This is a genomic window from Empedobacter sp. R750 (genome assembly GCF_030324345.1).
GTDB lineage: Bacteria > Bacteroidota > Bacteroidia > Flavobacteriales > Weeksellaceae > Empedobacter > Empedobacter falsenii_C.
Genome location: NZ_JACAGF010000007.1, coordinates 24764 through 51699, shown reverse-complemented (window position 1 = coordinate 51699; position 26936 = coordinate 24764). Strand labels below are relative to the sequence as shown.

Sequence of the window (26936 nt, the reverse complement as noted above, 5' to 3'; positions counted from 1 at the left end):
GGATTTTTTTGTTTTTGTAAGGTTTATATTTCTTTGATCAATTCCCTAAAATCAGCTATGTAATTTGGCTGAAGACAAAAATCTGAATTGTTGTAAATTTTATAATTTAAACCAGCATCTTTTGCTGAATTAATTCCGGTGAGTGAATCTTCGATAACTAAAACTTTTTCCTTTTGCTTTTCGCATAATGATAAAGCTTTTAAATAAGGTTCTGCATTTGGTTTGCCTTTTGAAACATCATCTGCTGAAATAGTGTGATCAAAATAGGAATGAAGTTTTAATTGTTGAAAAGCATACTTAATTTGTCTTCTAGAGGAATTGGAAACAAGAACAATTTGAATTTGATTGGCTTTTAAATGTTCCAACATCTCAGCAACGTGGTCATTTAATTGTACAAACTGATGAAAGTTTTCGACATAAAATTTTTCTGTCCAATCGATTATTTCCTCGTACAAATGATTTGTAAAGCGTTGCTGATTTTCTAACATCAATTGGATTGCTTCATTTGTTGTGAAATTCATTCCGTCATTTTCTACCAAACATATCGTATCCAACCGATATATTTTAATGACTTCATCAAACATCAGCTCCCATAATTGTTGACTATTTACGATTACCCCATCAAAATCAAAAAAGATGGCATTTATTTTCTTTCCCATGTGATATTTTCATAAGATGCATTCCAAAACTGAAATTCTAATTCGCTTGCTTTGACAAAAGCTTCTAGCATTTGTTCTTTTATTTTTTCAGTTGCTCCTTCTGCAATCTTATCAACATAACTTTTCGCTTTTTTTACACCTTCACCAAATTCATCTCCACTATAGGTCTCAATCCATTTTTGATATGGATTATTTTCTTTTGTTTGATTTTTGATGATTTCATCACCAACTTCTTTATAAATCCAAAAGCAAGGCAAAACAGCAGCTAATGCAATTTCAATAGGTTCGAATGCAGCTGTACTTTTTAAGAAATGTGAATAATGGTGACAAACAGGTTGTGTTTCGATGATGATGTTTTGCGATAATCCAAAATCCTCAAAATAGGATTCGTGTAAAGCACGTTCAACAATTAATGCATTTTTTCCGAATTCGAAAAAGTCAATGGCTTGTTGATTGTCTTCAGATTTTGATCCAATGGCAGCTAATACTCGCCCAAAATGTTCCAAATATTTTGCATCTTGTAACATGTAAAACTGAAATTTCTCTATTGGTAATGACCCATTTTGCAATTCAATTATAAAAGGCATATTTAGAATATCATTGTAAATAGGCGCGATGGTTTCCCAAGCTTTAGTTGTGAATGTCATAGGTTTTTAATTTTTGTGGATTAAATAAATGATTAAGAGGTCCATTTCCTTTTCCAATTGTTAGGTCTTTACTTCCTAATATTGCTTGTTCAACATATTCTTGTGCTAGTTGTACACTTTGTGTGAGTGAAACCCCCAAAGCTAAATTACACGCAATTGCAGAAGATAGTGTGCAGCCTGAACCATGCGTATTTTTTGTCTCTATTTTTTGAGAGGTATAACTTTGTACAGGTTGTTCTTTTTGAAATAAATAACTGATAATTTTTTCTTGCTGAAGATGTCCGCCTTTTAATAAAAGATTCTGACAACCTAAATTTAAAATCGTTTCTCCATAAGAAAGCATCAATTCAGCAGAATCAATTTTATGATTTACCAAAATACTTGCTTCATCAAGATTTGGCGTGATAAGCGTGGCCAAAGGAAAAAGCTTTTCTATGCAAGCTTCAAGTGTTTCTTCTTTGATTAACCGATGTCCACTTGTCGCAACCATGACAGGGTCATAAACAATCGGTCTATTGTAATTTTTTAATTCCTCTGAAATGATATGAACCAATTCAACACTATGAACCATTCCAATTTTTATTGCATCAGGATAAATATCCTCTAATATGGATTGAATTTGTTCACGAATTGCTTGTGCAGGAATTTCGTAAATATTTTGTACGCCTTGTGTATTTTGAACAGGCAAGGCTGTCAATACATTTGTTGCATAACAGCCATGAGCGGAAATTGTTTTGGTATCAGCTTGTATGCCAGCGCCACCGCTTCCGTCAAATCCGGCAATTGTTAAGACACTATATGCTTTTTGGATGGTATTCATTTTCGTTAATAATTTGTTTTAAAATTTGGGCAGATTTTTTTGGATTTTTGCTTCCGCAAATTGCAGAAACAATTGCAACACTATCTGCACCGGCTTGTATGATTTTAGCAATATTACTTTCATTAATTCCGCCAATTGCAATCAATGGTTTTGATGTTTTAGTTTTCAAAAATTTTAATCCTTCAAAACCCCATTCAGTAATCGTATTGGTTTTTGTTGGAGTCGAAAATATTGGACTTACCCCTAAATGATGTACATATTTCATTTCATCATCATTCAACTGTTTGATAATTTCTAAAGACCAACCAATATTTTTTAGAGCTTGTGCATTTTTGTGAATTTCAGAAGGTAATATATCTGACTGCCCGACATGTATTCCCCAAGGGTTAACAGCGGTTGCGACTTCTAATGAATCGTTAATAATCAAAGGGATATTGTAGTGGTCCGTAATTTTTTTTAATATTGTAGCTTTTGAAATATACTCGCTGACAGTGCAATTTTTTTCCCGAAGCTGAATGATATCAACCCCACCTATAATTGCTTGCTCTGCAACATCTAACCAATGAAGATGCGTACAATCTTTTTCAGAAATAACTAAATACAAAGGATAAGGAAAAGTTGGATTAATCTTCATAAACTGAGATTTTCAAATTTGTTTGAATTTCTTCTGCAGATATATGGTATAACGTGTCATACAAATTCATTTGTAAGGTTCCTGGGCCATTACTTTTTTTCTGTGCCAATTCACCTGCTAAACTAAATATGGCCATGCCGCTAACCGTTTCGAGGAAAGGATTTTTATTAAGGCCAATAAAAGCACCGATGCTAGCTGTTGCTGAACAACCTAAACCAGTAACTTTAGTCATCAATTCATGACCATTTTTAATTTCAATTATCGGATTGTTGGATACAATAAAATCTGAAGCACCTGAAATGCAAACAACAGATCCAATTTTCTGGTTTAAATTGTGTGCTGCTTTTATCGCTTGATTACTTTGATGTGTACTGTCGACTCCTTTTCCCTGAACAGCTTCGAAGGTATCTAAAGTTAAAATTTCTGAAGCATTTCCTCTTATGACAGTAGGATGATAGCGAAGCAGTTCTTTTATAAGTTCATTTCTGAAAGTTGAAATTCCAGCTCCAACAGGGTCTAATACCCAAGGTTTATTCAGTTGATCTGCTTTTTTTGCTGCAATTAGCATGCTTTCTGCCCAATAATCATCAAGAGTTCCGATATTGATGACTAATGCATTTGAGATTTTGACGATATTTTCCACTTCTTTGTGTGCATGTATCATAACAGGCGATGCTCCAATTGCCAAAAGAGCATTTGCAGTATTGTTCATCACCACAAAATTGGTGATGTTGTGAACAAGCGGATTTTTTGTCCGGACAGCATGTAAATTTTGAATAATTAGATTTTCCATTAATTGATAATTTTTTAGATGAAACAATTAATGGCTAAAGAGGATTTTCTTTGAAAATAAAGCGTTGCAAATATTAAATAATTGCATAGATATTGCTTTTCCCTACGTCGGTGTTAACCGTATCAGGTTCAAAGGGACTCTCTCAATTCTTTTCAGAATACCCCTAAAGCCAAATCAAATTTATATAAATTGTTTTGACTTTCAGCTATTTTTTAAGAATAAAAATAGAAGATTACATCAAGAATTAATTGTTGAGATCGATTAAAAAGATAAATAAATATAAAGATTGAGTTTCATGTTTTGTCTTAATCCCTAGTTATAAAACGATTAAAAATAAATTATTTAGATTAATAGTTTGTAATTAAAAAATATGCAATATATTTGCAACCCAAATGCATAGTGCATTTTGGTAAAAGTTTAATTTTAAAAGTAGTGCTTACGCGCTATACTATAGAATTATTTATGTATACAGATCCAATTTCAGATTTTCTAACTCGCGTTAGAAATGCAATGATGGCAGGACACAAAGTAGTGGAAATCCCTGCATCTAAAATTAAAAAAGAGATCACTAAGATCTTATTTGAACAAGGTTACATCTTGAACTACAAATTCGAAGGACAAGATCAACCTCAAGGAACAATCAAAATCGCTTTAAAGTACGACAAAGTTACTAAAGAGCCAGCTATCCGTAAAATCAAAAGAGCTTCAACTCCAGGTTTACGTCAATACGCAGGATCTAAAGAATTACCTCGTGTATTAAACGGTTTAGGTGTTGCTATCATCTCAACTTCTAAAGGTGTGATGACAGATAAACAAGCTCGTCAAGAGAATGTAGGTGGTGAAGTTTTATGTTTTGTTTATTAATCTTTTAAAAAATTAAGAAATTATGTCAAGAATAGGACACGCACATATCAACATCCCTGCTGCAGCAACTGTTGAATTTAAAGATAACGTAGTTACTGTAAAAGGTAACAACATTACAATGACAAGAGAGTTAAAAGAAGGATTTGATTTAAAAATCGAAGACGGAGTTTTAACTGTAGTTCGTCCAAACGATTCTAAAGATAACAAAGCTTTACATGGTTTATACCGTTCATTAATCAATAACATGATTACTGGTGTAACAGAAGGTTTCAAAAAACAATTAGAATTAGTTGGTGTTGGTTATAGAGCATCTAACAACGGACAAAAATTAGATTTGTCATTAGGTTTCTCTCACAATATCGTTATTGAATTACCTACAGAAATTAAAGTTGAAACTTTAACAGAAAAAGGTAAAAACCCTATTATTACATTATCATCTCATGATAATCAATTATTAGGAATGATCGTAGCGAAAATTCGTTCTTACCGTAAGCCAGAGCCTTACAAAGGAAAAGGAATTAAATACGTAGGAGAAATTATTAGAAGAAAAGCAGGTAAATCTGCATAAAAATCATTGAAAAATGGCATTATCTAAAGTAGAAAAAAGACAAAAAATAAAAAGACGCGTGCGTCGAAATATTTTTGGAACAGAAACTAAACCTCGTTTATCAGTTTACCGTTCTAACAAAGAAATTTACGCTCAAATTATTGACGATAACAATGGAGTAACTTTAGCTTCTGCATCATCTCGTGAAAAAGGTGTTGCTGTAGAAGGTACAAAATCTGAAGTTTCTGCATCAGTTGGTAAAGCATTAGCTGCTAAAGCTGTTGCAAAAGGAATTGAAACTGTAGTTTTTGATCGTAACGGTTTCGTGTATCATGGTAGAATCAAAGCTTTAGCTGATGGAGCTAGAGAAGGTGGATTAAAATTCTAAAAAAGAGAAAGAAATTATGTTAGGATTTAAAAACGTAGAAAGAGTAAAACCAACAGGTTTAGATTTAAAAGATCGTTTAGTTGGAGTACAACGTGTTACTAAAGTAACAAAAGGAGGTAGAGCATTTGGTTTCTCTGCAATCGTAGTAGTAGGTGACGGAAACGGAGTAGTAGGTTACGGATTAGGGAAATCTAAAGATGTAGCTTCTGCAATCGCTAAAGCTATCGAAGATGCTAAGAAAAACTTAGTACGTATCCCATTGTTTAACAACACAATTCCTCACGAACAAGAAGCTCGTTTCGGTGGTGCGCAAGTATTCATCCGTCCAGCATCTAAAGGTACAGGGGTAATTGCAGGTGGTACAGTACGTGCGGTATTAGAATCAGTTGGTGTACATGATGTATTATCAAAATCAAAAGGTTCTTCTAACCCTCACAACGCAGTAAAAGCTACATTCCGTGCTTTATTAAGCTTACGTTCTGTAGAAACTATTGCTCGTCAAAGAGGTATTTCTGTAACTAAAGTATTCAACGGTTAAAAAAAAGTAAAATGAGCAAAGTAAGAGTAAAACAAACACGTAGTGCAATCAACCGTGATAAATCTCAAAAAGCTACATTAGTTGCTTTAGGTTTGAAAAAGTTGAATCAAGTTGTTGAGCACGAATCAACTCCTCAAATTGAAGGAATGATCCGTAAAATCTCACACTTAGTAGTAGTAGAAAGAGCTTAATCGCTTTTAACCTTTTAAAAATTATTAAAAATGAATTTAAGTAATTTAAAACCAGCTGCTGGTTCAGTACAAAATAAATTCCGTAAAGGTAGAGGTGAAGGTAGTGGAAACGGTTTGACAGCAGGTCGTGGACACAAAGGTGCTAAATCTCGTTCTGGTTATTCAAGAAAAATCGGTTTCGAAGGTGGACAAATGCCTTTACAAAGACGTTTACCTAAATTTGGTTTCAAAAACATCAACAGAGTTGAGTACACTGGAATCAATTTAGATACAATTCAACAATTAGTTGATAACAATAAAATTACAGATACTTTAAACAAAGAAACATTAGTTCAGTTAGGATTAGCTCACAAAAATGACTTAGTTAAAATCTTAGGTCGTGGAGAGTTAAAAGCAACTGTTAATGTTACTGCTGATAAATTCACTCAAACAGCTCAAGAAGCTATTGTGAATGCAGGAGGTAAAGTAGAATTAGTTAACGCTTAAGAATATATTTTATAGATGAAAGGGTTTATACAGACCATAAAAAATATCTGGAGCATAAAAGAATTGAAGGATAAGTTACTTGTAACTATCCTTCTATTGTTGGTTTATAGATTCGGTTCTCATATTCCACTTCCAGGTGTCGATATTAACGAGGTTAATCGTTTTGTTGCAGACCAAGAAAATGCAAATTCAGGAATTTTAGGATTATTAAACTCTTTTACCGGAGGTTCTTTTAAGAGAGCTTCCGTATTTGCGTTAGGAATTATGCCTTATATCTCTGCTTCGATTGTTATACAATTGATGGGATTAGCAGTACCTTACATCCAAAAACTACAAAAAGAAGGAGAAAGCGGACGTAACAAAGTAAATCAAATTACGAGATGGTTGACAATCGGGATTTGTTTGGTGCAAGCACCAGCATACCTTACATTAGTAACTTCTCAAATTTTACCTTACGATCCAACTTCATCATATGCTATCTATGTAATTCCTCCAACCAACTTTTGGTTCTGGTTCCCTTCAACAATCATTTTGATTACAGGGACAATCTTTGCCATGTGGATGGGAGAAAAAATTACTGACAAAGGTATAGGTAACGGTATTTCAATCTTAATTATGGTTGGTATCCTAGCCGACTTACCAAAAGCAATATTTAATGCATTTGAAGTAGACCCTTCAAACGGTATTTTCTTCTTGATAGAAATGTTAGGGTTAATCCTAGTTATTGCAATGTGTATTATGATTGTTGCAGCGGTGCGTAAAGTACCAGTACAATATGTAAGAAGAGCGCAAACTTCAAGTAGCTCATATATGAGATCAGTTACAGACTCTGTACGCTCATATATTCCACTTAAAGTTAATGCAGCAGGTGTAATGCCTATTATCTTCGCGCAAGCAATTATGTTTTTACCAGGAACATTGGCAAACTATTTTCTAGACGAAGGAAGTCCAGTAAAAGCATTCTTCGCGAAAATGGCAGATCCATTTACGTGGGAATACAATTTGATCTTCGGATTATTAATTATTATCTTCACCTATTTCTATACTGCGATCACAATCCCAGTAAACCAAATGGCTGAAGACTTAAAACGTAACGGAGGAATCATCCCTGGAATCCGCCCTGGAAAAGAAACTGCAAATTTTTTAGACGAAATTTTATCAAAAATTACGTTACCTGGAGCAATTTTACTAACTTTGCTTGCTGTTTTGCCAGCGATTGTAAAATTATTAGGTGTAGAACAGAGCTTAGCAATGTTCTTTGGAGGTACATCAATGTTAATTATGGTGGGAGTTATCTTAGATACTGTACAACAAATTAATACATATTTATTAAATCACCGTTACGATGGTTTAATGTCTTCAGGTAGAACTTCAAGAGATATCTAATAAGATTTTATTAAAAAGATTTATGGCTAAACAAAAACATATTGAACAAGACGGTACGATTACAGAAGCATTATCAAATGCAATGTTCCGTGTCGAATTAGAAAATGGACATGTTGTAACATGTAACATATCTGGTAAAATGCGTATGCACTATATCAAATTATTACCAGGTGATAGAGTTAAAATAGAGATGTCTCCTTACGATTTAACGAAAGGTAGAATATCTTACAGATACTAAAAGAAATAATAACGACTGGTGGTAGAGTTAATGTAGATACGTTAACTCTATCGGATTATAAATAAATTTACAAAGATGAAAATTAGAGCATCCATTAAAAAGAGAAGTGCTGACTGTAAAATTGTGCGTCGTAAAGGACGTTTGTATGTGATCAACAAAAAGAATCCTAAGTTTAAACAAAGACAAGGTTAATTATTTAGAATTATGGCAAGAATTTCAGGTGTAGATTTACCTAAAAACAAAAGAGGGGTAATCGGACTTACATACATTTACGGGATCGGAAGAAGCAGTGCTTCTAAAATCTTATCTGAAAATAACATTTCAGAAGATACAAAAGTTAGCGAATGGACTGATGAAGAAATCAACGCAATCCGTGCATCGATCAATGAAACTTTCAAAGTAGAAGGTGAATTAAGATCAGAAATCCAATTAAACATCAAACGTTTAATGGATATCGGATGTCAAAGAGGTATTCGTCACAGATTAGGTTTACCATTACGTGGTCAAAGAACAAAAAATAACTCACGTACAAGAAAAGGTAAAAAGAAAACAGTTGCTAACAAGAAAAAAGCCACTAAATAATAAATAGGATCATGGCAAAAAATCAGAAAGTAGTAAAGAAAAGAAAAGTAGTTATTGAAGCTACTGGACAAGCTCATATTCAAGCATCGTTTAACAACGTTATCGTTACTTTAACAAACAAAAACGGTGAAGTTATCTCTTGGTCTTCAGCAGGTAAAATGGGATTCCGTGGATCTAAAAAGAACACTCCTTACGCTGCTCAAGTAGCTGCTCAAGATGCAACAACAGTTGCATACGAAGCAGGATTAAGAAGAGTAAAAGTATTCGTGAAAGGACCAGGTCAAGGTCGTGAATCTGCTATTAGAACAATTCATAACGGTGGTATCGAGGTTTCTGAAATCGTTGATGTTACTCCATTACCACACAATGGATGTCGTCCACCTAAAAAGAGAAGAGTATAATCATTTTTCTCAATTTAATTATTTAATATATTTAATAGTAACAAATCATGGCAAGATATACAGGACCAAAAACTAAAATTGCAAGAAAATTTGGACAACCAATTTTCGGTGACGATAAATCTTTTGAGAAAAAGAAATATCCTCCAGGGCAACACGGACCTAACAAAAGAAGAGCTAAAAAATCAGAATACGCTATTCAGTTAACTGAAAAACAAAAAGCAAAATATACTTACGGTATTTTAGAGCGTCAATTTGCTAACTTATACAAAAAAGCAAATGCTTCTAAAGGAATTACAGGTGAAGTATTATTACAATTATGTGAATCTCGTTTAGATAACGTAGTTTACCGTTTAGGTATCGCAAACTCACGTAGTGCTGCACGTCAATTAGTATCTCACAAACACGTAACTGTAAACGGAGAAATCGTGAACATCCCTTCTTACCAATTAAAAGCTGGTGATGTAATCGCTGTTAGAGAAAAATCTAAATCTTTAACTGCAATCACAAACTCTTTACACGCACGTAGCGAGTACGATTGGTTAATTTGGAACGACGAACAAAAATCAGGAACTTTCACAAAAGCTCCAGAAAGAGTTCAAATTCCAGAAGATATTAAAGAGCAATTAATCGTCGAGTTATATTCTAAATAAACCTTAAAATCAGACTAATAAAATGACTATTTTAAATTTCATCAAACCTGACAAAGTAATCTTAGTAGAGTCTGACTCTAAATTCGGACAATTCGAGTTCCGTCCATTAGAGCCAGGATACGGGATTACAGTTGGAAATGCTCTACGTAGAGTGTTACTTTCTTCATTAGAAGGATATGCGATCACTTCAATCAAAATTGAAGGAGTTGAGCACGAATTTTCAACTATTCCAGGAGTAGTGGAAGATGTTACAGAGATCATTTTAAATCTGAAAAAGGTTCGTTTTAAGAAACAAATTGATGAATCAGATGCTGAAACTGTAACTGCTACTATCTCAGGGCAAGATCAATTAACAGCAGGTGATTTAGGGAAATTTATTTCTGGATTCCAAGTTTTAAACCCTGAATTAGTTATCGCTAACTTAGACGCTAAAGTAAACGTAACAATTACATTTACAATCGAAAAAGGTAGAGGATACGTACCAGCTGATGAGAATAAAAAGGCTTCTGCGCCAATCGGTACTATAGCAATTGACTCAATTTACACTCCAATTAAGAATGTAAAATACGCAATTGAAAACTATCGTGTAGAACAAAAAACTGACTACGAAAAATTAGTTTTTGAAATTACAACAGATGGTTCTATAACACCTCAAGATGCTTTAACTGAAGCAGCTAAAATCTTAATTCACCACTTTATGTTATTCTCAGATGAGAGAATTACATTAGAAGCGGAAGAAGTTGCATCTGGTGAAACTTATGATGAAGAAGCATTACATATGCGCCAATTATTGAAAACAAAATTGGTAGATATGGATTTATCAGTAAGAGCATTAAATTGTTTAAAAGCAGCTGAAGTTGAAACATTAGGCGAATTAGTTTCTTTCGCTAAGTCTGACTTAATGAAATTCAGAAACTTTGGTAAGAAATCTCTTACAGAGTTAGAAGAATTGGTGGACAGCAAAGGTCTTAACTTTGGAATGGACATCGTAAAATATAAGTTAGACGTAGAATAATTTTATTAAAAAATGAGACACGGAAAAAAATTTAACCATTTAGGTAGAACTGCCTCTCATAGAAGAGCTTTATTATCTAATTTAGCTATAGCGTTGATTACTCACAAGAGAATTAACACAACAGTAGCAAAGGCTAAAGCATTACAAACATATGTTGAGCCTTTATTGACAAAGTCTAAAACAGACGATACTAACAACCGTCGCGTTGTATTTTCATACTTACAAGATAAAGAAGCTGTAACTGAATTATTCAGAACTGTAGCTCCTAAAATTGCAAATCGCCCAGGAGGATACACTCGTATCATCAAAACTGGATTCCGTTTAGGTGACGGTGCTGATACTGCAATGATCGAGTTAGTAGATTTCAATGATATCTACACTAACGCGAAAGTAGAGAAAAAAGCAACTACACGTCGTAGTAAAAAAAGTACTAAAACAGAAGAAGCTGCACCAGCTGCTGAAACTGAAAGTACAGAAGAAGCATAATCTATTCGATTATATAGTAAAAGCCTCCCAATTTGGGAGGCTTTTTTTGTATTTATTAATTATGACAATTTGTAATACTTTATAATTTTCTAGATTGACAATAAATTCTTTTCAATCATCTAATTTTCTAGATATGATTGTTTTAAAATCTTAATGTTAAAAAATCAACTAAAATCCTTATTTTTGGATTGATTTTGGCAATAAACCAACTATCAAACATAAAATTGATATGAAAAAATTACTATTCATGATGGCTGTCGCAATGGCAGTTGTTTCATGTAAAAAAGATGATAAAGTCGTAGGAAAAGATAAAGACGGAAAAGAATTAATTGTGAATGAAAAAGGTGATACAGTTGCCAAAACGGAAACAACAGATTCTTTGAATGTTGCTGAAACGCTTGCTGAACCAGAAGTTGTAGCAATAACAAAAGGTGCAGATGACAAATATGCTTACAAATACAATTTGGAGATAGGAAAGACTTATCCAATGACGTTGGGAATCAAAACAACTCACACGGCTTCGGATGGGAAACAATCTCAAAAAATGTCAAGCGAAAGTAAAAAACAAATTGATTATACGGTAAAAGATTTCAAAGATGGTGTGTATACATTAGAAGTGAAATCTAAACAATATAGCGAGAAAATGACAGATCCTTCGGGAAAATCAATTTCGTATGACACAAATGCTGCGAAACCAGCGAACAAAGATATTGCGGTTTCTTGGTCGATTTACAAAGCTATGACAGGAAAAACGTATACAATGAAAGTTGATCAGAAAGGAAAAGTTGTAAGCGTTGATGGATTAGATGAAATTAAAAAATCAATTTTAAATTCTGTAAAAACTCAAGTAAGTGCAGAAGAATTTAAATTCTTTACACAGATTATCGATAATTCATTAAACAAACAAGCAATTTCTTCTCAATTTGAAGAAACGATGAATATTTTTCCTAACAAAACTTTAGCGCTTAAAGAATCTTGGAGCGATAGTCAAAAAATTGATCAAGGTCCAATGAAAGGAAATATTTCGATGAAGAGAACTTTAGCAAGTGTTGAGCCTGCAAATACGACAATTACTGTAAATGGAACGCAAAGTTTGAAAGGTAATGAGTCGCAGCAAGGTGTTACAATGTCTGCGAATAGTAGTGCGAATGTAGATGGAAAAATTTTGTTGGATACAAAATCTGGTTGGATCAACAAAGTTAATTTAACGAAAAAGGAAACATTAAAACGTACAGTAGAAGCGCAAGGTCAAAAACAAACGATGACTGAGTCGGTTACAACTGTCACAACAGTTAACTAAAATGAAAACAATTATTTGGATTATAATTTTAAGTATTATTTTCTTAACGATTTTTAGATTTTTAAGAAAAGTATTTGCAGTGAAAAAGGTTTTTCAAGAAGCAATTAATCAGCAAAGAAATGCTTATAATCAGAGCCAAAACTCAAATGATTCGTACAACGAATCGAAACCAAACACATCTTTCGACAAACCGAAATATAATATAGACGCCGAAACGGTGGATTACGAAATAATCGAAGAAAAAAAGGATGAAAAATAAAAAGAATTTACTCTACGTTCTTATCTCATTGCTGCTTTTTGCAGTGATTGCATTGGTGTATTGTTCACCAGTTTTATCGGGAAAATCTGTTATTCAGCCTGATATTATCAACTACAAGGGTAGTGCGCAAGAAATGTTGACGTATCAAGACAAAACAGGAGAAAATGTCTATTGGTCTGATGCGATGTTTGGTGGAATGCCAACCTATCAAACTGGTGCGAAATATAGTTTTGATATCATCAAAACCATTGATGGCGCATTCAGATTTTTACCGCGTCCAGCAGATTACATTTTCTTGTTGTTTACAGGATTTTTTATTCTTGGCTTAACGCTTTTCAAAAAGTGGCAATATGCTTTAGTCGGTGCAATTTTCTTTGCATTTGGTTCGTATTATTTCGAATTAATTGCAGCCGGACATAACGGAAAGCTACATACAATTGGGTATTTCGCGCCTTTGGTTGCTGGAATTCTTCTATTGTATCGCAAAAAATACATTGCAGGTTTTGTACTCACAACCTTGTTTATGGGATTGCAATTACAAGCCAATCACATTCAAATGACGTTCTATTTGTTTTTAGCGTTGTTGGTTTTTGCAATTGTTCAATTTATTGATAGTTTAAAGAAAAAAGAATTACCAGATTTCTTAAAATCATCTGCATTAGTAGTTGTCGCTGTAATTATTGCAGCAGGATTGAATGCAAATCGATTATTGTCAACTTACGAATATAGTAAAGAAACGACTCGTGGGAAATCTGAGATGACCTTGTTGAAAAAGAATTCGAACGGATTAGATCACGATTATATCACACAATGGAGTTATGGAAAATTAGAAACATTAAATCTTTTTATTCCAAATTTGATGGGGGGTGGTTCGCAAACGAATCCAGAAGATTTAAAGAATTATACATCAGAATTACAAAATACTCAATATAGTCTTGGTGAAGACGAGTTCAATCAGCAAGTTTTTCAAGCTGTGGCAAGTCAACCGAGAAGTGCATATTGGGGAGATCAGCCAGGAACTTCTGGTCCAGCTTATCAGGGAGCTGTAGTCGTTTTCTTGTTTATTATCGGAATGTTTATGGTACGTGGAAAATACGCGACCTATAAAAAATGGTTAGTTGGAGCAACGATTCTAAGTTTCATTTTGGCATGGGGTAAAAATTTACCATTCGTTACGAACTTATTTATTGATTATTTCCCGATGTATGATAAGTTTCGCGCTGTATCATCAATCTTGGTAATTGCCGAATTTACAATGCCTTTCTTAGCAATTTTGACTTTATATTATTTCTTTAATTCTGACGAATCAGATGAATTCAAAAAGAAAGTACTTTATATAGCTGGTGGTTCTACAGTTGGAATTTTAATTATATTCTTCTTATTCGGTGGAATGATTTTTCCATTTACATCAGAGAACGAAAAATTAATGACTGAACAATTAATCGGACAAATTCAGCAAGCAAATCCAAATGCAATCGGACTTTGGGATGGATTAATTAAACGATTGGATGAAGCATTAATTCAAGATAGAATTGCAATGTTTAAAGCGGATACAGTACGTACATTGATTTTTGTTTTGTTCACAATGGCTTTGTTGTTGGCCTATTTATTCAAGTTTATCAAAAAACCAATTATCGTTATTTTAGCGATTGGTGCGTTGGCTTTTATTGATGGATTTACGGTGAATAAAAGATATTTGAACGAAGATAATTTTGTGTCTAAATACATTGTTGACAATCCTTTCCCAACAGAAATGTCACCTCGTTTACAAACCGAAGCTCAGAACAATAATAATGTAGCGCAAATTGCTTACAAAGTTCCGTTGAACAATTTATTGTCAAATATATCTAAACAAGATAAATCACATTTCCGTGTATACAACACAGTTTTGAGTACATTTAACGAAGCTGGAACTTCATATTTTGTTCCTTCAATTGGTGGTTATCATGCAGCGAAATTAGGAAAATACCAAGATGTTGTGGATATCTATTTTTCGCAAGATCCACAATTGAAAAAATACGGAATCAAAGATGAAACAGGTTTGATTAATGTATTGAATATGATGAATACGAAATACATTATTCATGGAAGTCCTACTGAGCCACAAGTGCAGCAAAATCCTACAGCTTTGGGAAGTGCGTGGTTAGCCTCAAATATTAAATGGACAGAAAATGCAAATGATGAAATTTTAGCGATAAATTCTACACCAGTTGATCATACGGTTATTTTACGTAAAGATTTGGTTGAGAATAAAAACTTAAATGTTTCGGCAGATGCTAATTCTAAAATTGAATTGGTTGATTATTCACCGATGAAAATGACGTATAAATCTTCTTCTAACGCAGATCAAATTGCTGTTTTCTCAGAAGTTTATTACCCACATGGATGGACTGCAACCGTTGATGGAAAAGAAGTTCCGATCGAAAAAGCGAATTATGTTTTGCGTGCAGTTCCTGTACAGAAAGGAAATCACACAATCGTGATGGAATTTAAACCACAAGTTATTTCTACTGGAAATATGATTGTGATTGTTTCGAATATTTTACTTTTAATCGTTGTGGCTGGAGGTATTTATTTGGGATATAAAAAATGTTCTACAAAAGAGAATTTAAACTTAGCCGCTGAAAAGGCTTAATTTTAGAATGAAAAAAATATTAATCATCACCTATTACTGGCCTCCTGCGGGAGGTCCTGGTGTTCAAAGATGGTTGAAATTCACAAAATATCTTCCTGAATTTGGATATGAAACCTACGTTTATATTCCAGAAAATCCTTCTTATCCAATTCTCGACGAAACGTTAGCGAAGGACATTAATCCAAAAGTTAAAATCGTCAAGAATAAAATTTGGGAACCTTATCAGTTGGCAGAAAAACTGAATCCAAAAAATAAAGCTTACAAAGGTGGACATTTTGAGAAGAAAGAAAATCAATCTTTCATGTCGAGATTGTCGGTTTTTGTGCGTGGAAATTTCTTTATTCCAGATGCGCGCAAGTTTTGGGTAAATCCTTCTGCGGAATATTTGAAAGACTTTTTACAGAAAGAAAATATTGATACGATTGTAACTTCTGGTCCGCCTCATAGTTTACATTTAATCGGTTTGAAATTGAAAAAACAATTACCAAATCTCAAATGGTTGGCAGATTTTCGTGATCCTTGGACGCAAATTAGTTATCATAAAGAATTGAAATTAACTTCTTGGGCAGCTAAAAAACACGAAGATTTGGAGCGTGAAGTGATGCAAAAAGCAGATGTTGTTTTAGCAACAAGTTATGCTGATGGAGAGAACTTCAAGAAGATTGGCGCGAAACATGTAGAAGTAATTACAAATGGTTTTGAAGAAGTAAAACAACAAACAGAAAAAGATCAAAATCACTTTCATTTGACGTATTCTGGAGGTTTGGAAATGCTTCGAAATCCAATCGCTTTATGGAAAGCTTTAGCTGAAATTAACAACGAAAATCAATCGTTTCGAGAAGATTTTAAACTTGATTTTTATGGTTCTTTGGCAGATGATGTCAAACAAACAATTCTTGAAGAAGGTTTACAAAATAATTTAATTGTTCACGGATATGTTTCGCATCAAGAGTCGTTAAATGCTATTAATTCTGCAAATATTCTGTTGTTAACAAATTTTGATAATGTTGCTTCGAAAGGAATTATTCCAGGGAAATTATTTGAATATATGGCAACTGGAAATCCAATTTTAGCAGTTGGTCCAGCAGATGCTGATGTTGAAAAAATACTTCAAAAAACAAAAGCGGGCGATTATTTTTCTCATCAACAATTGAATGAAATTAAAACATACATTCTTTCGATTTACAATCAATGGTTAAAAAATCCAAACCAAAAATTTGAAACCAACGAAGACGAAGTTCAACAATTCAACCGTAAAAACTTAACTAAAAAGTTGGTTGACGTGGTAAATAATTTAAAAATAAATTAATACTATATTTGTAGAATAAAAATATTTATAGTAATTTCATCATAATTAACAACCTTATAATGAAATTACTATACTATTTTATCATTTTTATTGGTTGCATTGTATATGCACAGCCACAAATAAAAACTGACGCGACATTCAATTCTTCTAATTACTCCCAAACAAATTTCGAGTTATCTGATTACAATATAACTTACGATTACAAAGTTGTTCGTAATATAAAAAACCCGGAAAAAGCGAAAGCTGGTTTAGCACTTCTACAAATTGGTAAACGTTACAATAAATTCGTCGATTACAATAGAATTGGATCAGATTCTATAGACGAAAAACATAGTCATTTGGGAACAGTTAATGCAAATGATATTAATATTAGTATGGCTCAACGTTTCAAATCTGCCTTTAGATATCAAATTATTATCGATAAAGAAAAAGATCAATTGACTTTTGCAGATAAAATTTATCACGATTCATTTTTTTATAAAGAAACGTTACCAAAATTGGATTGGAAACTACTGAATGACACCAAACAAATCTTGAATTATACTGCAAAAAAAGCGACTGTAAACTACGGTGGTAGAAAATGGACGGCTTGGTACACTGACGAAATCCCAATGAATGCTGGTCCGTATAAATTTTATGGTTTGCCTGGTCTTATTTTAGAGATTTATGATGATAAAGAACATTATCATTTTACAGCAAACGCTAGCAACCAAAATCCTAAACAAATCTATTTAGCACAAGGTGAAAAAACACCTATAAAAGTTAAGAAAACAGAATTCTATAAAGCTGAAAAAGATTATCATGAAAATGCAGCTGAAAGGTTAAAAGGAGTTGCACTTGACGAAAATAAGAAACCTATAACCAATTTTGGTGGAATGCCTTATAACCCTATTGAATTAGAATAAACCAAATATTAAATTATTTGTTTTTATATACTTAAGTTGCAAAAAGATTTGTGTATTATTATTATTATTATTATTATTATTATTATTGAATGTACCTAACAAAGGGAAGAGTACAGAGGCAATTGTAGGTTGCAAACTATGATTGATTATTAAAAAACTAAATTACTTAAAAAATGAAGAAAATGTTATTAGCAAGTGCTTTTGCACTTATCGGAACTTTTGCAATGGCAAATGAAACAGAAACTGAAGATAAACAAGATGTAACTTCAGTAGAATGCTGGGATGTATCTGTTGAAAGATGTGGAGTTGGATTTGTATATGAAGATTGTGGTCCTTTAGGAGATGTTATAGATTTTGCTGTAGAACTTTATGAAGAAATGGAAGTTTATTGTAATTAAATAATAAGAGGTATAGCATTAAACTTAGTTAATGCTATACTTTATAAATAGAGTTATGAAAAAAATATTCATATTATTTATTTTATCCTCTTTTTTTATTCAAGCACAAACATATAAAGTTGTATATGACGTGAAATTTGTAACTGATTCTGTAAAAAAAGAAGTAAAATATGAAGAAATGGATTTGTATATTGCAAAAGATAGTACAATTTATATAAGTCCAAAAAAGGTAAACTACGATAATTATCTTCAAGGATTAAATGCTAAAAATACTCAAGAATTTATAACAAATAACACACTAAATATAGCTGCTATAAAAGAAAAATACCCATCCCCAATCATTAATCATACTATAATAAGAAATAATGGAACAAATAAAATATTAAGTAAAGTAAATAGAAATATTTACCTATTAAATCAGCCTATTGAGGAAATAAATTGGAAAATAGAAAATGAGCAAAAAACTCAGCTGGATTTAATTATAAAAAAAGCAACAACAACATATTTAGGGCGAAAATGGACAGCTTGGTACACAGAAGAAATACCAAACAGTGTTGGTCCATACAAATTTGGAGGATTACCAGGGCTTATTTTAGAAATCTATGATGACAATAATTATTTCCATTTTTCTGCAATTGAGATTAATCAAAATAATACAAAACCTGATTTAACAAAAGATTTTACAAAATCAAAAAAAGTGAATTTAGAGGATTACAAAAAAATATATGAAAATAGTGGAGTTGAAATTATACAAAACTTAAAAAGTCTTAATATAACAAGCTCTAATATTTCACCAGCTGAAATGGAAAAAAAGATAGATAATAAATTAAAAAGCGAAAATGTTTTTTTAGAAAAAAGTAATCATATTAATTTTTGAAAGCCCAATTAACACTATTATTTGCTTTATTTTTTCACTTTATTTTTGCACAACTTACTATTTCTGGTGTTGTAAAAAATGAGGAAGGAAAACCTATATCTGGTGCTAACGTTACCATTTCTCCAAGTACTTCGGAAGAAACCTTGGCGTATTTTATTACAAAATCGGACGGTAAATATTCGATAAAAATAGATAATTCATCGCACGAAACTTATGAAATAAAAGTTCGTGCGATGAATTATGCTTTTACTTCAGATTTGGTAAACGAATCTTCCACAAACTTTGATTTCACTTTACAAGAAAAAGCTATCGAGTTAAAAGAAGTTAAATTAAAAGAATCTCCAATTCGCAAAAAAGGGGATACAATTGCGTATGATGTCAGTAATTTTAAAGATATTCAAGATCGCTCTATAGCAGATGTGATCAAAAAAATGCCTGGAATAGAAATAGAAGCTTCAGGTAGAATTTTATATCAAGGCGAACCAATTAATAAATATTACATCGAAGGAATGGATTTGTTGGGCGGAAAATATGCCTTAGCTAACGAAAATCTCTCAGCAGATGCAGTAGATAAAGTACAAATTTTAGAAAATCATCAGCCTATCAAGATTTTAGACAGTTTGGTTTATAGCTCTAAAGCAGCGTTAAATATTAAACTAAAAAGCAAAATTACCTATTCTGGTAAAGCAGAAGTTGGTCTTGGCGCTTCACCATTGTTGTATCAGGCGAATATTACACCAATGTTGTTCACAAAAAAGCAACAAATGATAGGTTCTTATCAAGGAAATAATCGTGGAAATGATGTTTCTCGTCAATTAAAAACCTTAAGTCTTGAAGATTTTTTAAATGACTCTGAAAAATTTTCGAACGAAAGTTGGTTATCAATTGCAGGTGTACAAACTCCCAATTTTGATGGCGAACGTTGGTTAGATAATGCAATAAATATTGGTTCTTGGAATCATCTTTTTAAATTAAAAAAAGAGCTAGATTTACGAATTAACTTGTCTTATCACAACGATTTTCAAAAGCGATTCGGAGAAACAAACACACAATATTTTTTACCAACAGGTGATATATTTCTCAACGAAATCAAAAAAAATTATTTGCAAATAGAAAGTCTTAATCTAAAAGCAACATTATCTCAAAATAGTTCTAAAAATTATCTTGAAAATGTCTTGGAATTTAAAGGAGACTGGAACAGTTCGAGAGGAGATCTCAATCAAAATAATAATTTTATTACACAACGATTAACACAACCAAATCGGCAGTTTACCAATCAGTTTAATACAATCAAGAAAGTTGGTAAACAATTAATTACGTTGCGTTCTGTTATTGCATACAGAAATTATAACGAGAATTTAAGTGTTTCTCCTGGAGTTTTTACTGATTTTATAAACAACGGAAATGATTATCAAAATGTGTTTCAACAAATTAATTTTGAGAAATTTTCGACAAATAATTTCGCTGAATTTTCAAAAGGAATAAAAGCTTTAACGCTACAATCAAAAATTGGAATTAAGTACACCAATCATACAATGAAAAGTGATTTGTTAGCAGATAATCAACCAATAAATTCTACTTTTACTAACAATACACGCTGGTCAACTTTAAATCCGTATGTAGAAAATAACTTTTCGTACAGAAAGAATCGACTTAATTTTTCTTTTGGAATTCCTTTTCAGTGGTATAATTTAGAGAATAATTCTTTTGGAAATAAAACTTCATACAATCGTTTTTACATCGAACCAAAATTTAATATAGGTTTAGAATTTTCAAAATTCTGGAAAGTATCAACCTCGCATAATTTCTCTAATGATTTGGGGAGTTTAACACGTTTGCACGAAGGATTTATATTGTATCGATACAATTCTATTCAACAAAATGACGGAAATTTTAACGAAGTAAAAAAATGGAATTCTTCTTTACGTTTCGAGTATAAAAATCCGATAAAATCTAGGTTTATCAATTTTGGATATTCGTACAATTGGTCAGAAAATAACTTAATCTACAATTACAGCTATAATGCGGATGCAAGTACTGTTTTAGAAGCTTTGAACTTAAAAAATCATCAAAAAACACATTCTGTTAATGCTAAAATAAGTCAATATTTTTCTAAAATTAAGACAACATTTAATTTAGCTGGAGGTTATAATTTTACAACCTACGATCAATTATTAAATGATGATTTAATCGAAATTCACAATACCATTTTAACTTCTAATTTTGATGCATCTTTCAGATTATTAAGTTGGATGACGTTTGAGTATAAATATGGTGTAACCAATTATAAAAATAAATTATCAGGAAACTCAAGTTCACGATCAATCACTAATCAAATTCACCAAGTTGGCTTACATTTTTTTCCAGCAGATCAACATTATGTAAAGCTTAATTTTGATTTGTATGTTAATGATGATTCAAGATTAAATCCAAATTCAACTTTCGGAGATTTAATGTATCGTTATTCATTAAAAAAGAAGAAAATAGATTTTGAATTGTCTGCTTATAATCTTTTTAATGAAAAATATTTTTCTCAAAACAGTTTTTCTTCCAATTATGAACAACGATTTATCTATAAGTTGAGACCAACTCAAGTTATGTTTACCACTCGATTTAATTTTTAATTTATCAACCTCATAATTATTAACTTCAAAATTGTATAACTCGATAATTTATTTTAATAAAATATCAAAATCTAACATCTGTCATAAGTGGGTTGAATATATTTTACCTAAATTTATTTTGAAAAAATATAAACCACAGAGAAATGAATGACAATCGTAAGAAAGATGCATTGAATTACCATTCAATGGGTCAACCAGGAAAGATTGCAGTAGTGCCTACAAAACCTACGAATACACAACGTGATTTATCGCTTGCTTATTCACCAGGTGTTGCGGAGCCTTGTTTAGAGATTGAAAAAGATCCAGAAAATGCTTATAAGTACACAGCAAAAGGAAATCTGGTTGCAGTTATTAGTAACGGTACAGCCGTTTTAGGCTTGGGAGATATTGGTGCGGTAGCTTCAAAACCGGTGATGGAAGGTAAAGGTCTTCTATTCAAAATTTTTGCTGATATTGATGTTTTCGATATCGAATTGGATACAAAAAATGTTGATGAATTTATCAATACGGTAAAAGCTTTAGAGCCTACTTTTGGAGGAATTAATTTAGAGGATATTAAAGCGCCTGAGTGTTTCGAAATTGAGAAACGTTTGAAAGCTGAAATGAATATCCCAGTTATGCACGACGATCAACACGGAACAGCTATTATTTCTGGTGCAGCGTTGATTAATGCATGTGAATTACAAGGAAAAAATATTTCTAAAGTTAAAATTGTAGTAAACGGAGCTGGTGCTGCGGCAATTTCGTGTACAGGAATGTATATTTCTGTTGGTGCAACGAAAGAAAATATCGTGATGTTAGACAGTAAAGGCGTAATCCGTTCTGACCGTGATAATCTTGATCCTTCTAAAGCAGAATGGGCAACAGATCGTGATATTTCGACATTGGCAGATGCTGTTAAAGATGCAGATGTTTTTATCGGTTTATCGGCTGCAGATGTTTTATCAGCAGATATGTTGAATACAATGGCAGAAAATCCAATTGTGTTAGCAATGGCAAATCCAAATCCAGAGATTGCGTACGATTTAGCAGTTGCGACGCGTCAAGATATTATTATGGGAACTGGGCGTTCTGATTATCCAAACCAGGTGAATAATGTACTTGGGTTTCCGTATATTTTTAGAGGAGCGTTAGATGTTCGTTCGACGACAATTAATGAGGAAATGAAAATTGCTGCTGTTCGAGCAATTGCAGAATTAGCAAAAGAACCAGTTCCTGAAGTTGTGACGCAAGCATACAATAATCATTCGATCAAATTTGGAAAAGATTATATTATTCCAAAACCTAATGATCCACGTTTGTTACCAGAAGTTTCGGCTGCGGTTGCAAAAGCGGCGATTGAAACTGGTGTTGCTAAAAATATCATTACAGATTTCGAAGAATACAAATTGTCATTGATTAAGCGAATCGGAAAAGAAAGTACGATTATGCGTAATTTGACACAAACGGCAAAATCAAATCCAAAACGTGTTGTTTTTGCTGAAGGAGATCGTTTCGAAATTCTTCGTGCAGCGCAAATTGTAAAGGAAGAAAAAATCGCTATTCCAATTATTTTAGGAAAGAAAAATAAAATTCAACAAATGATTAAAGATTATATGTTGGATTTGGAAGATGTTGAAATTGTTGATACAAATGCAGAAGAAGATTCGGACAGATACAATCAATTCGTTGATTTTATTTATTCGAAACGTCAACGAAAAGGAATCTCAAAATCTGATGCGAAAAAATTATTGAGAGATCGTAATTATTTTGGATCATGTATGGTTGAGTTTGGTTATGCAGATGCAATGATTTCGGGAATGACGAAAAATTATTCGCAGGCAATTCGTCCAGCTTTAGAATTAATTGGAGCGGAACAAGGTCAAAAAGTTGCGAGTATGTATATGATGTTGACAGAAAAAGGACCAGTTTTCTTAGGTGATACAACGGTTAATTTAGATCCAACTTCAGAGGATTTAGTTAACATTACATTGCAATTTAACGAAACAATTAAGAAGTTTAAAATTGAACCAAAGATTGCATTATTGTCTTATTCAAACTTCGGATCAAATAAAGGAGAAACGGTTTCTAAAGTTCAGAATGCAGTGAATTATCTACATCAAAATCATCCAGATGTTTTAGTTGATGGTGATATTCAGGCAAATTTTGCAGTGAATAAAGAGAAATTACAAAGTAATTTTCCGTTTTCTAAATTAGCAGGAACGCATGCGAATACATTAGTTTTTCCAAATCTTGAATCAGCGAATATTTCGTATAAATTATTACAAGAATTAGGAAATATAGAAGCGGTTGGACCAATTTTGATCGGAATGAAAAAACCAATTCATTTGTTACAATTGGATAGCACTGTTCGCGAAATTGTGAATATGGTTACCATTGCTGTAATTGATGCACAACAACATCAGTAAAATATAAATTTAGAATTAAAAAAATCCACTTAAATGATTTTAAGTGGATTTTTTGTATTGTATGAAACCGAGATGATTTAAAAAATAAACTATTTATATTAATAAACACAAAAAAGCCTCGCAATGCGAGGCTTTCCTATTGATAAATGAAATTCTATTATTTAACTTCTTCGAAGTCTACGTCTTCAACACCATCATTTTTTGCTTGACCTTGATCAGCTCCTGGTTGCGCTTGTGCACCACTTTCTTGACCTTCGTTCATTGCAGCATAAATTTCTTGTGAAGCAGCATTCCAAGCTGTATTTAATTTTTCCATAGAAGCATCAATTGCAGCAACGTCTTGAGCAGCGTGAGCAGATTTAACCTCAGCTAAAGCTTCTTCAATTGGTTGTTTTTTGTCAGCAGGAATTTTATCTCCGTACTCAGTCAATTGTTTTTCTGTTTGGAAAATTAACGCGTCAGCAGCATTTACTTTTTCAATTTTGTTTTTTGCTTCTTCGTCTTTTGCAGCATTTTCTTGTGCTTCTTTTTTCATTCTTTCGATATCAGCATCAGATAATCCAGATGAAGCTTCAATTTTGATTGATTGCTCTTTTCCTGTTCCTTTATCTTTTGCAGATACACTTAAGATACCATTCGCATCAATATCAAATGTTACTTCGATTTGAGGAACACCTCTTTGTGCTGGTGGAATATCTACTAAGTCAAAACGTCCGATTTCTTTGTTATCGTTGAATAATGGACGCTCTCCTTGACCAATTCTTAATGTTACTGCTGGTTGATTGTCAACTGCAGTTGAGAAAACTTCAGATTTTTTAGTTGGAATTGTTGTATTCGCTTCAATTAATTTTGTGAATACTCCTCCTAAAGTTTCGATACCTAAAGATAATGGTGTAACGTCTAATAATAATACGTCTTTTACATCACCTGTTAAAACACCTCCTTGGATAGCTGCACCAATTGCAACAACCTCGTCTGGATTAACTCCTTTAGATGGTTTTTTACCGAAGAATTTTTCTACTTCTTCTTGGATTTTTGGCATACGTGTAGATCCACCAACTAAGATAACTTCGTCGATATCGTTGATTGATAAACCTGCATCAGATAACGCTTTTTTACAAGGCTCCATAGAACGACGTACTAAATCTTCTGTTAACTGATCAAATTTAGAACGAGTTAAAGTTTCTACTAAGTGTTTTGGTCCTGTTTCGTTAGCTGTAACGTATGGTAAATTAATTTCTGTTTGAGCAGAAGAAGATAATTCGATTTTAGCTTTTTCAGCAGCTTCACGTAAACGTTGTAAAGCCATTGCGTCTTTTTTCAAATCTACACCTTCTTTCGCTTGGAATTCAGAAGCTAACCAATTGATGATTGCATCATCAAAATCATCACCTCCTAAGTGTGTATCACCGTTTGTAGATAACACTTCGAATACACCGTCACCTAATTCTAGGATAGATACGTCAAAAGTACCACCACCTAAATCGTAAACAACGATTTTTTTATCTGAGTTTGCTTTGTCTAATCCGTAAGCTAATGCAGCAGCAGTAGGCTCGTTGATAATACGTTCTACTTTAAGACCTGCAATTTCACCAGCTTCTTTAGTTGCTTGACGTTGAGCATCGTTAAAATAAGCTGGTACAGTAATTACCGCTCTTGATACTTCTTGTCCTAAATAATCTTCAGCAGTTTTTTTCATTTTTTGTAAAATCATTGCTGAGATTTCTTGTGGAGTATAGTTACGTCCATCAATATCAACTGCTGGCGTATCATTGTTTCCTTTTACAACTGAATAAGGAACACGACCGATTTCATCTGCATCATTATTAAATTTAGTTCCCATGAAACGTTTAATAGAATAAATCGTTTTCTTTGGGTTTGTTACAGCTTGACGTTTTGCTGAATCACCAACTTTAATTTCTCCTCCTTCTACGAATGCTACGATAGATGGAGTAGTTCTTTTACCTTCTGCATTTGGAATTACAACTGGCTCGCTACCTTCCATTACAGAAACACAAGAGTTCGTTGTACCTAAGTCGATTCCGATTATTTTGCTCATATTGTTTAGTTATTTTTTATATTATTAATGATTTATTTTAAACTTTTACACATCATCAAAAATGATGCTACACCAGAATAGTCAATCTTTGTGCCAACATAAAAAAAATGACATCCAATAGATTTTAGATGTCAGGTTGTCAGATTATGATTAATGATTTGATTATTTATCGATAAAAAAGTCAGTTTATTGGTTGATAAAATGTCAGCGTTAAGTTATATACTTAAACTCAAACTTTATCTCAGTCTTAGTCTCAATCTCAATCTATGTTGTGAGAAAATAATAATTGTTTTAAAAGTTTGTTTACTCATCAGTTTTAATCAAACTCAAATTTTATCTCAGCCTTAACCTCAGTCTTAGTCTTAGTCTTAGTCTCAATATTACCCAATCTTACTTCCGTTTTCTACTTTTCGTTCGGGATTCAAGAGAATAACATCTTTATTATTTCCATAAACGCCCATCACGAGACATTCGCTCATAAAAGTGGCAATTTGTTTTTTCGGAAAGTTAACCACAGCCATTATTTGTTTTCCAATCAATTCTTCTTTGGTATAAAGCGATGTAATTTGTGCCGAACTTTTCTTGATTCCTAACGGACCAAAATCAATTTCTAATTGATAAGCAGGATTTCTTGCTTTCGGAAAATCATTTGCACTGATAATTGTCCCAATTCTCATATCAACTTTCTCGAAATCTTTCCAAGAAATTGTTTCAGTATTATTTTCAGGTTTTGGTTCTTCTTTTAGTTTATTCTCTTTATCGTAAATCGTTTGCAGAATTTTTTCTAAATCAGTTTTTTCGTCCGCATATTTCGTTTTCATGTTATCTGGCATTCGG

General features: G+C 32.5%; 30 protein-coding genes and 1 riboswitch. Of the genes, 23 read left to right on the top strand and 7 right to left on the bottom strand.

Going from position 1 to position 26936, the window contains the following annotated elements:
* Positions 1-23: 23 nt before the first annotated feature.
* The 5 genes from HXZ74_RS08765 to thiM are packed head-to-tail and all read right to left on the bottom strand — an operon-like array spanning position 24 to position 3553.
* A complete protein-coding gene (locus HXZ74_RS08765; RefSeq protein WP_038335520.1) occupies positions 24-659 on the bottom strand; it encodes an HAD family hydrolase in 636 nt (211 codons plus the stop codon).
* A complete protein-coding gene (tenA, locus tag HXZ74_RS08760) occupies positions 644-1306 on the bottom strand; it encodes a thiaminase II (protein ID WP_038335522.1) in 663 nt (220 codons plus the stop codon). Before tenA ends, HXZ74_RS08765 begins: the two co-directional genes overlap by 16 nt.
* On the bottom strand, positions 1290-2126 hold the full coding sequence (thiD, locus tag HXZ74_RS08755) for a bifunctional hydroxymethylpyrimidine kinase/phosphomethylpyrimidine kinase (protein WP_038335524.1): 837 nt from the start codon (positions 2124-2126) through the stop codon (positions 1290-1292). The genes tenA and thiD overlap by 17 nt, the downstream gene beginning before the upstream one ends.
* The gene (gene thiE, locus HXZ74_RS08750; protein WP_038335526.1) at positions 2101-2760 is read right to left on the bottom strand and encodes a thiamine phosphate synthase; all 660 of its coding nucleotides are present in this window, start codon (positions 2758-2760) and stop codon (positions 2101-2103) included. Before thiE ends, thiD begins: the two co-directional genes overlap by 26 nt.
* On the bottom strand, positions 2750-3553 hold the full coding sequence (gene thiM, locus HXZ74_RS08745; protein ID WP_038335529.1) for a hydroxyethylthiazole kinase: 804 nt from the start codon (positions 3551-3553) through the stop codon (positions 2750-2752). The genes thiE and thiM overlap by 11 nt, the downstream gene beginning before the upstream one ends.
* A gap of 82 nt (positions 3554-3635) precedes the next feature.
* A riboswitch (TPP riboswitch) is annotated at positions 3636-3728 on the bottom strand.
* A gap of 287 nt (positions 3729-4015) precedes the next feature.
* On the opposite strand from thiM, the gene rpsH reads away from it, so the two are divergent.
* From rpsH to HXZ74_RS08630, 23 genes are all read left to right on the top strand, one after another.
* On the top strand, positions 4016-4417 hold the full coding sequence (gene rpsH, locus HXZ74_RS08740) for a 30S ribosomal protein S8 (protein WP_019974187.1): 402 nt from the start codon (positions 4016-4018) through the stop codon (positions 4415-4417).
* Between the two features lie 22 nt (positions 4418-4439).
* Positions 4440-4985: a 50S ribosomal protein L6 gene (gene rplF / locus HXZ74_RS08735; RefSeq protein ID WP_286474898.1), complete on the top strand. Its 546-nt coding sequence runs from the start codon at positions 4440-4442 to the stop codon at positions 4983-4985.
* A gap of 13 nt (positions 4986-4998) precedes the next feature.
* Positions 4999-5352 carry a 50S ribosomal protein L18 gene (gene rplR / locus HXZ74_RS08730; RefSeq protein ID WP_286474895.1) on the top strand — a complete coding sequence of 118 codons (354 nt, stop codon included), beginning with the start codon at positions 4999-5001 and terminating at the stop codon, positions 5350-5352.
* Positions 5353-5368: 16 nt separating this feature from the next.
* On the top strand, positions 5369-5890 hold the full coding sequence (gene rpsE, locus HXZ74_RS08725; RefSeq protein WP_114999014.1) for a 30S ribosomal protein S5: 522 nt from the start codon (positions 5369-5371) through the stop codon (positions 5888-5890).
* Positions 5891-5901: 11 nt separating this feature from the next.
* Complete coding sequence (gene rpmD, locus HXZ74_RS08720) at positions 5902-6081, top strand: 50S ribosomal protein L30 (RefSeq protein WP_038335538.1); 180 nt, start codon at positions 5902-5904, stop codon at positions 6079-6081.
* Between the two features lie 30 nt (positions 6082-6111).
* Positions 6112-6567, top strand: coding sequence for a 50S ribosomal protein L15 (rplO, locus tag HXZ74_RS08715; protein WP_114999016.1), 456 nt, complete (start codon positions 6112-6114; stop codon positions 6565-6567).
* A gap of 15 nt (positions 6568-6582) precedes the next feature.
* On the top strand, positions 6583-7953 hold the full coding sequence (gene secY / locus HXZ74_RS08710) for a preprotein translocase subunit SecY (protein ID WP_038335544.1): 1371 nt from the start codon (positions 6583-6585) through the stop codon (positions 7951-7953).
* Positions 7954-7975: 22 nt separating this feature from the next.
* Positions 7976-8191 carry a translation initiation factor IF-1 gene (gene infA / locus HXZ74_RS08705; RefSeq protein WP_019974180.1) on the top strand — a complete coding sequence of 72 codons (216 nt, stop codon included), beginning with the start codon at positions 7976-7978 and terminating at the stop codon, positions 8189-8191.
* A gap of 75 nt (positions 8192-8266) precedes the next feature.
* A complete protein-coding gene (ykgO, locus tag HXZ74_RS08700) occupies positions 8267-8383 on the top strand; it encodes a type B 50S ribosomal protein L36 (protein WP_013598490.1) in 117 nt (38 codons plus the stop codon).
* A 12-nt stretch (positions 8384-8395) separates the two neighbouring features.
* Entirely contained in the window at positions 8396-8773 is a 378-nt protein-coding gene (gene rpsM, locus HXZ74_RS08695; RefSeq protein ID WP_125349692.1) for a 30S ribosomal protein S13, read from the top strand.
* Positions 8774-8784: 11 nt separating this feature from the next.
* On the top strand, positions 8785-9174 hold the full coding sequence (rpsK, locus tag HXZ74_RS08690) for a 30S ribosomal protein S11 (RefSeq protein WP_019974178.1): 390 nt from the start codon (positions 8785-8787) through the stop codon (positions 9172-9174).
* A gap of 47 nt (positions 9175-9221) precedes the next feature.
* Entirely contained in the window at positions 9222-9824 is a 603-nt protein-coding gene (gene rpsD / locus HXZ74_RS08685) for a 30S ribosomal protein S4 (protein WP_114999018.1), read from the top strand.
* 22 nt (positions 9825-9846) lie between these two features.
* Positions 9847-10839 carry a DNA-directed RNA polymerase subunit alpha gene (locus tag HXZ74_RS08680; protein ID WP_038335552.1) on the top strand — a complete coding sequence of 331 codons (993 nt, stop codon included), beginning with the start codon at positions 9847-9849 and terminating at the stop codon, positions 10837-10839.
* Between the two features lie 12 nt (positions 10840-10851).
* Entirely contained in the window at positions 10852-11325 is a 474-nt protein-coding gene (gene rplQ, locus HXZ74_RS08675) for a 50S ribosomal protein L17 (protein ID WP_038335555.1), read from the top strand.
* Between the two features lie 229 nt (positions 11326-11554).
* On the top strand, positions 11555-12625 hold the full coding sequence (locus HXZ74_RS08670) for a DUF6263 family protein (RefSeq protein ID WP_260509516.1): 1071 nt from the start codon (positions 11555-11557) through the stop codon (positions 12623-12625).
* A 1-nt stretch (position 12626) separates the two neighbouring features.
* Complete coding sequence (locus tag HXZ74_RS08665) at positions 12627-12884, top strand: hypothetical protein (protein WP_125349691.1); 258 nt, start codon at positions 12627-12629, stop codon at positions 12882-12884.
* Positions 12874-15519 carry a YfhO family protein gene (locus HXZ74_RS08660; protein ID WP_286474893.1) on the top strand — a complete coding sequence of 882 codons (2646 nt, stop codon included), beginning with the start codon at positions 12874-12876 and terminating at the stop codon, positions 15517-15519. Before HXZ74_RS08665 ends, HXZ74_RS08660 begins: the two co-directional genes overlap by 11 nt.
* 7 nt (positions 15520-15526) lie before the next feature.
* The gene (locus tag HXZ74_RS08655) at positions 15527-16828 is read left to right on the top strand and encodes a glycosyltransferase (RefSeq protein WP_286474891.1); all 1302 of its coding nucleotides are present in this window, start codon (positions 15527-15529) and stop codon (positions 16826-16828) included.
* Positions 16829-16887: 59 nt separating this feature from the next.
* A complete protein-coding gene (locus HXZ74_RS08650; RefSeq protein ID WP_286474889.1) occupies positions 16888-17733 on the top strand; it encodes a GLPGLI family protein in 846 nt (281 codons plus the stop codon).
* Between the two features lie 173 nt (positions 17734-17906).
* Entirely contained in the window at positions 17907-18131 is a 225-nt protein-coding gene (locus HXZ74_RS08645; protein ID WP_125349688.1) for a hypothetical protein, read from the top strand.
* Positions 18132-18186: 55 nt separating this feature from the next.
* A complete protein-coding gene (locus HXZ74_RS08640) occupies positions 18187-19008 on the top strand; it encodes a GLPGLI family protein (protein WP_286474888.1) in 822 nt (273 codons plus the stop codon).
* Positions 19005-21632 (top strand): carboxypeptidase regulatory-like domain-containing protein, encoded by a 2628-nt coding sequence (locus HXZ74_RS08635; protein WP_286474886.1) that lies wholly within the window; start codon positions 19005-19007, stop codon positions 21630-21632. The genes HXZ74_RS08640 and HXZ74_RS08635 overlap by 4 nt, the downstream gene beginning before the upstream one ends.
* A 143-nt stretch (positions 21633-21775) precedes the next feature.
* Positions 21776-24040, top strand: coding sequence for an NADP-dependent malic enzyme (locus tag HXZ74_RS08630; protein WP_280037204.1), 2265 nt, complete (start codon positions 21776-21778; stop codon positions 24038-24040).
* 157 nt (positions 24041-24197) lie between these two features.
* Here the strand turns inward: HXZ74_RS08630 and dnaK are convergent, their stop codons facing one another.
* Together dnaK and HXZ74_RS08620 are read right to left on the bottom strand one after the other, a co-directional pair.
* On the bottom strand, positions 24198-26099 hold the full coding sequence (gene dnaK / locus HXZ74_RS08625; protein ID WP_114999032.1) for a molecular chaperone DnaK: 1902 nt from the start codon (positions 26097-26099) through the stop codon (positions 24198-24200).
* A gap of 380 nt (positions 26100-26479) precedes the next feature.
* Complete coding sequence (locus HXZ74_RS08620; protein ID WP_280037225.1) at positions 26480-26806, bottom strand: tRNA-binding protein; 327 nt, start codon at positions 26804-26806, stop codon at positions 26480-26482.
* Positions 26807-26936 lie beyond the last annotated feature (130 nt).

Coding starts and splice junctions, on each gene's coding strand:
- HXZ74_RS08765 (WP_038335520.1), bottom strand. CDS start 659: ATGGGAAAGAAAATAAATGCCATCTTTTTTGATTTTGATGGGGTAATC.
- tenA (WP_038335522.1), bottom strand. CDS start 1,306: ATGACATTCACAACTAAAGCTTGGGAAACCATCGCGCCTATTTACAAT.
- thiD (WP_038335524.1), bottom strand. CDS start 2,126: ATGAATACCATCCAAAAAGCATATAGTGTCTTAACAATTGCCGGATTT.
- thiE (WP_038335526.1), bottom strand. CDS start 2,760: ATGAAGATTAATCCAACTTTTCCTTATCCTTTGTATTTAGTTATTTCT.
- thiM (WP_038335529.1), bottom strand. CDS start 3,553: ATGGAAAATCTAATTATTCAAAATTTACATGCTGTCCGGACAAAAAAT.
- rpsH (WP_019974187.1), top strand. CDS start 4,016: ATGTATACAGATCCAATTTCAGATTTTCTAACTCGCGTTAGAAATGCA.
- rplF (WP_286474898.1), top strand. CDS start 4,440: ATGTCAAGAATAGGACACGCACATATCAACATCCCTGCTGCAGCAACT.
- rplR (WP_286474895.1), top strand. CDS start 4,999: ATGGCATTATCTAAAGTAGAAAAAAGACAAAAAATAAAAAGACGCGTG.
- rpsE (WP_114999014.1), top strand. CDS start 5,369: ATGTTAGGATTTAAAAACGTAGAAAGAGTAAAACCAACAGGTTTAGAT.
- rpmD (WP_038335538.1), top strand. CDS start 5,902: ATGAGCAAAGTAAGAGTAAAACAAACACGTAGTGCAATCAACCGTGAT.
- rplO (WP_114999016.1), top strand. CDS start 6,112: ATGAATTTAAGTAATTTAAAACCAGCTGCTGGTTCAGTACAAAATAAA.
- secY (WP_038335544.1), top strand. CDS start 6,583: ATGAAAGGGTTTATACAGACCATAAAAAATATCTGGAGCATAAAAGAA.
- infA (WP_019974180.1), top strand. CDS start 7,976: ATGGCTAAACAAAAACATATTGAACAAGACGGTACGATTACAGAAGCA.
- ykgO (WP_013598490.1), top strand. CDS start 8,267: ATGAAAATTAGAGCATCCATTAAAAAGAGAAGTGCTGACTGTAAAATT.
- rpsM (WP_125349692.1), top strand. CDS start 8,396: ATGGCAAGAATTTCAGGTGTAGATTTACCTAAAAACAAAAGAGGGGTA.
- rpsK (WP_019974178.1), top strand. CDS start 8,785: ATGGCAAAAAATCAGAAAGTAGTAAAGAAAAGAAAAGTAGTTATTGAA.
- rpsD (WP_114999018.1), top strand. CDS start 9,222: ATGGCAAGATATACAGGACCAAAAACTAAAATTGCAAGAAAATTTGGA.
- HXZ74_RS08680 (WP_038335552.1), top strand. CDS start 9,847: ATGACTATTTTAAATTTCATCAAACCTGACAAAGTAATCTTAGTAGAG.
- rplQ (WP_038335555.1), top strand. CDS start 10,852: ATGAGACACGGAAAAAAATTTAACCATTTAGGTAGAACTGCCTCTCAT.
- HXZ74_RS08670 (WP_260509516.1), top strand. CDS start 11,555: ATGAAAAAATTACTATTCATGATGGCTGTCGCAATGGCAGTTGTTTCA.
- HXZ74_RS08665 (WP_125349691.1), top strand. CDS start 12,627: ATGAAAACAATTATTTGGATTATAATTTTAAGTATTATTTTCTTAACG.
- HXZ74_RS08660 (WP_286474893.1), top strand. CDS start 12,874: ATGAAAAATAAAAAGAATTTACTCTACGTTCTTATCTCATTGCTGCTT.
- HXZ74_RS08655 (WP_286474891.1), top strand. CDS start 15,527: ATGAAAAAAATATTAATCATCACCTATTACTGGCCTCCTGCGGGAGGT.
- HXZ74_RS08650 (WP_286474889.1), top strand. CDS start 16,888: ATGAAATTACTATACTATTTTATCATTTTTATTGGTTGCATTGTATAT.
- HXZ74_RS08645 (WP_125349688.1), top strand. CDS start 17,907: ATGAAGAAAATGTTATTAGCAAGTGCTTTTGCACTTATCGGAACTTTT.
- HXZ74_RS08640 (WP_286474888.1), top strand. CDS start 18,187: ATGAAAAAAATATTCATATTATTTATTTTATCCTCTTTTTTTATTCAA.
- HXZ74_RS08630 (WP_280037204.1), top strand. CDS start 21,776: ATGAATGACAATCGTAAGAAAGATGCATTGAATTACCATTCAATGGGT.
- dnaK (WP_114999032.1), bottom strand. CDS start 26,099: ATGAGCAAAATAATCGGAATCGACTTAGGTACAACGAACTCTTGTGTT.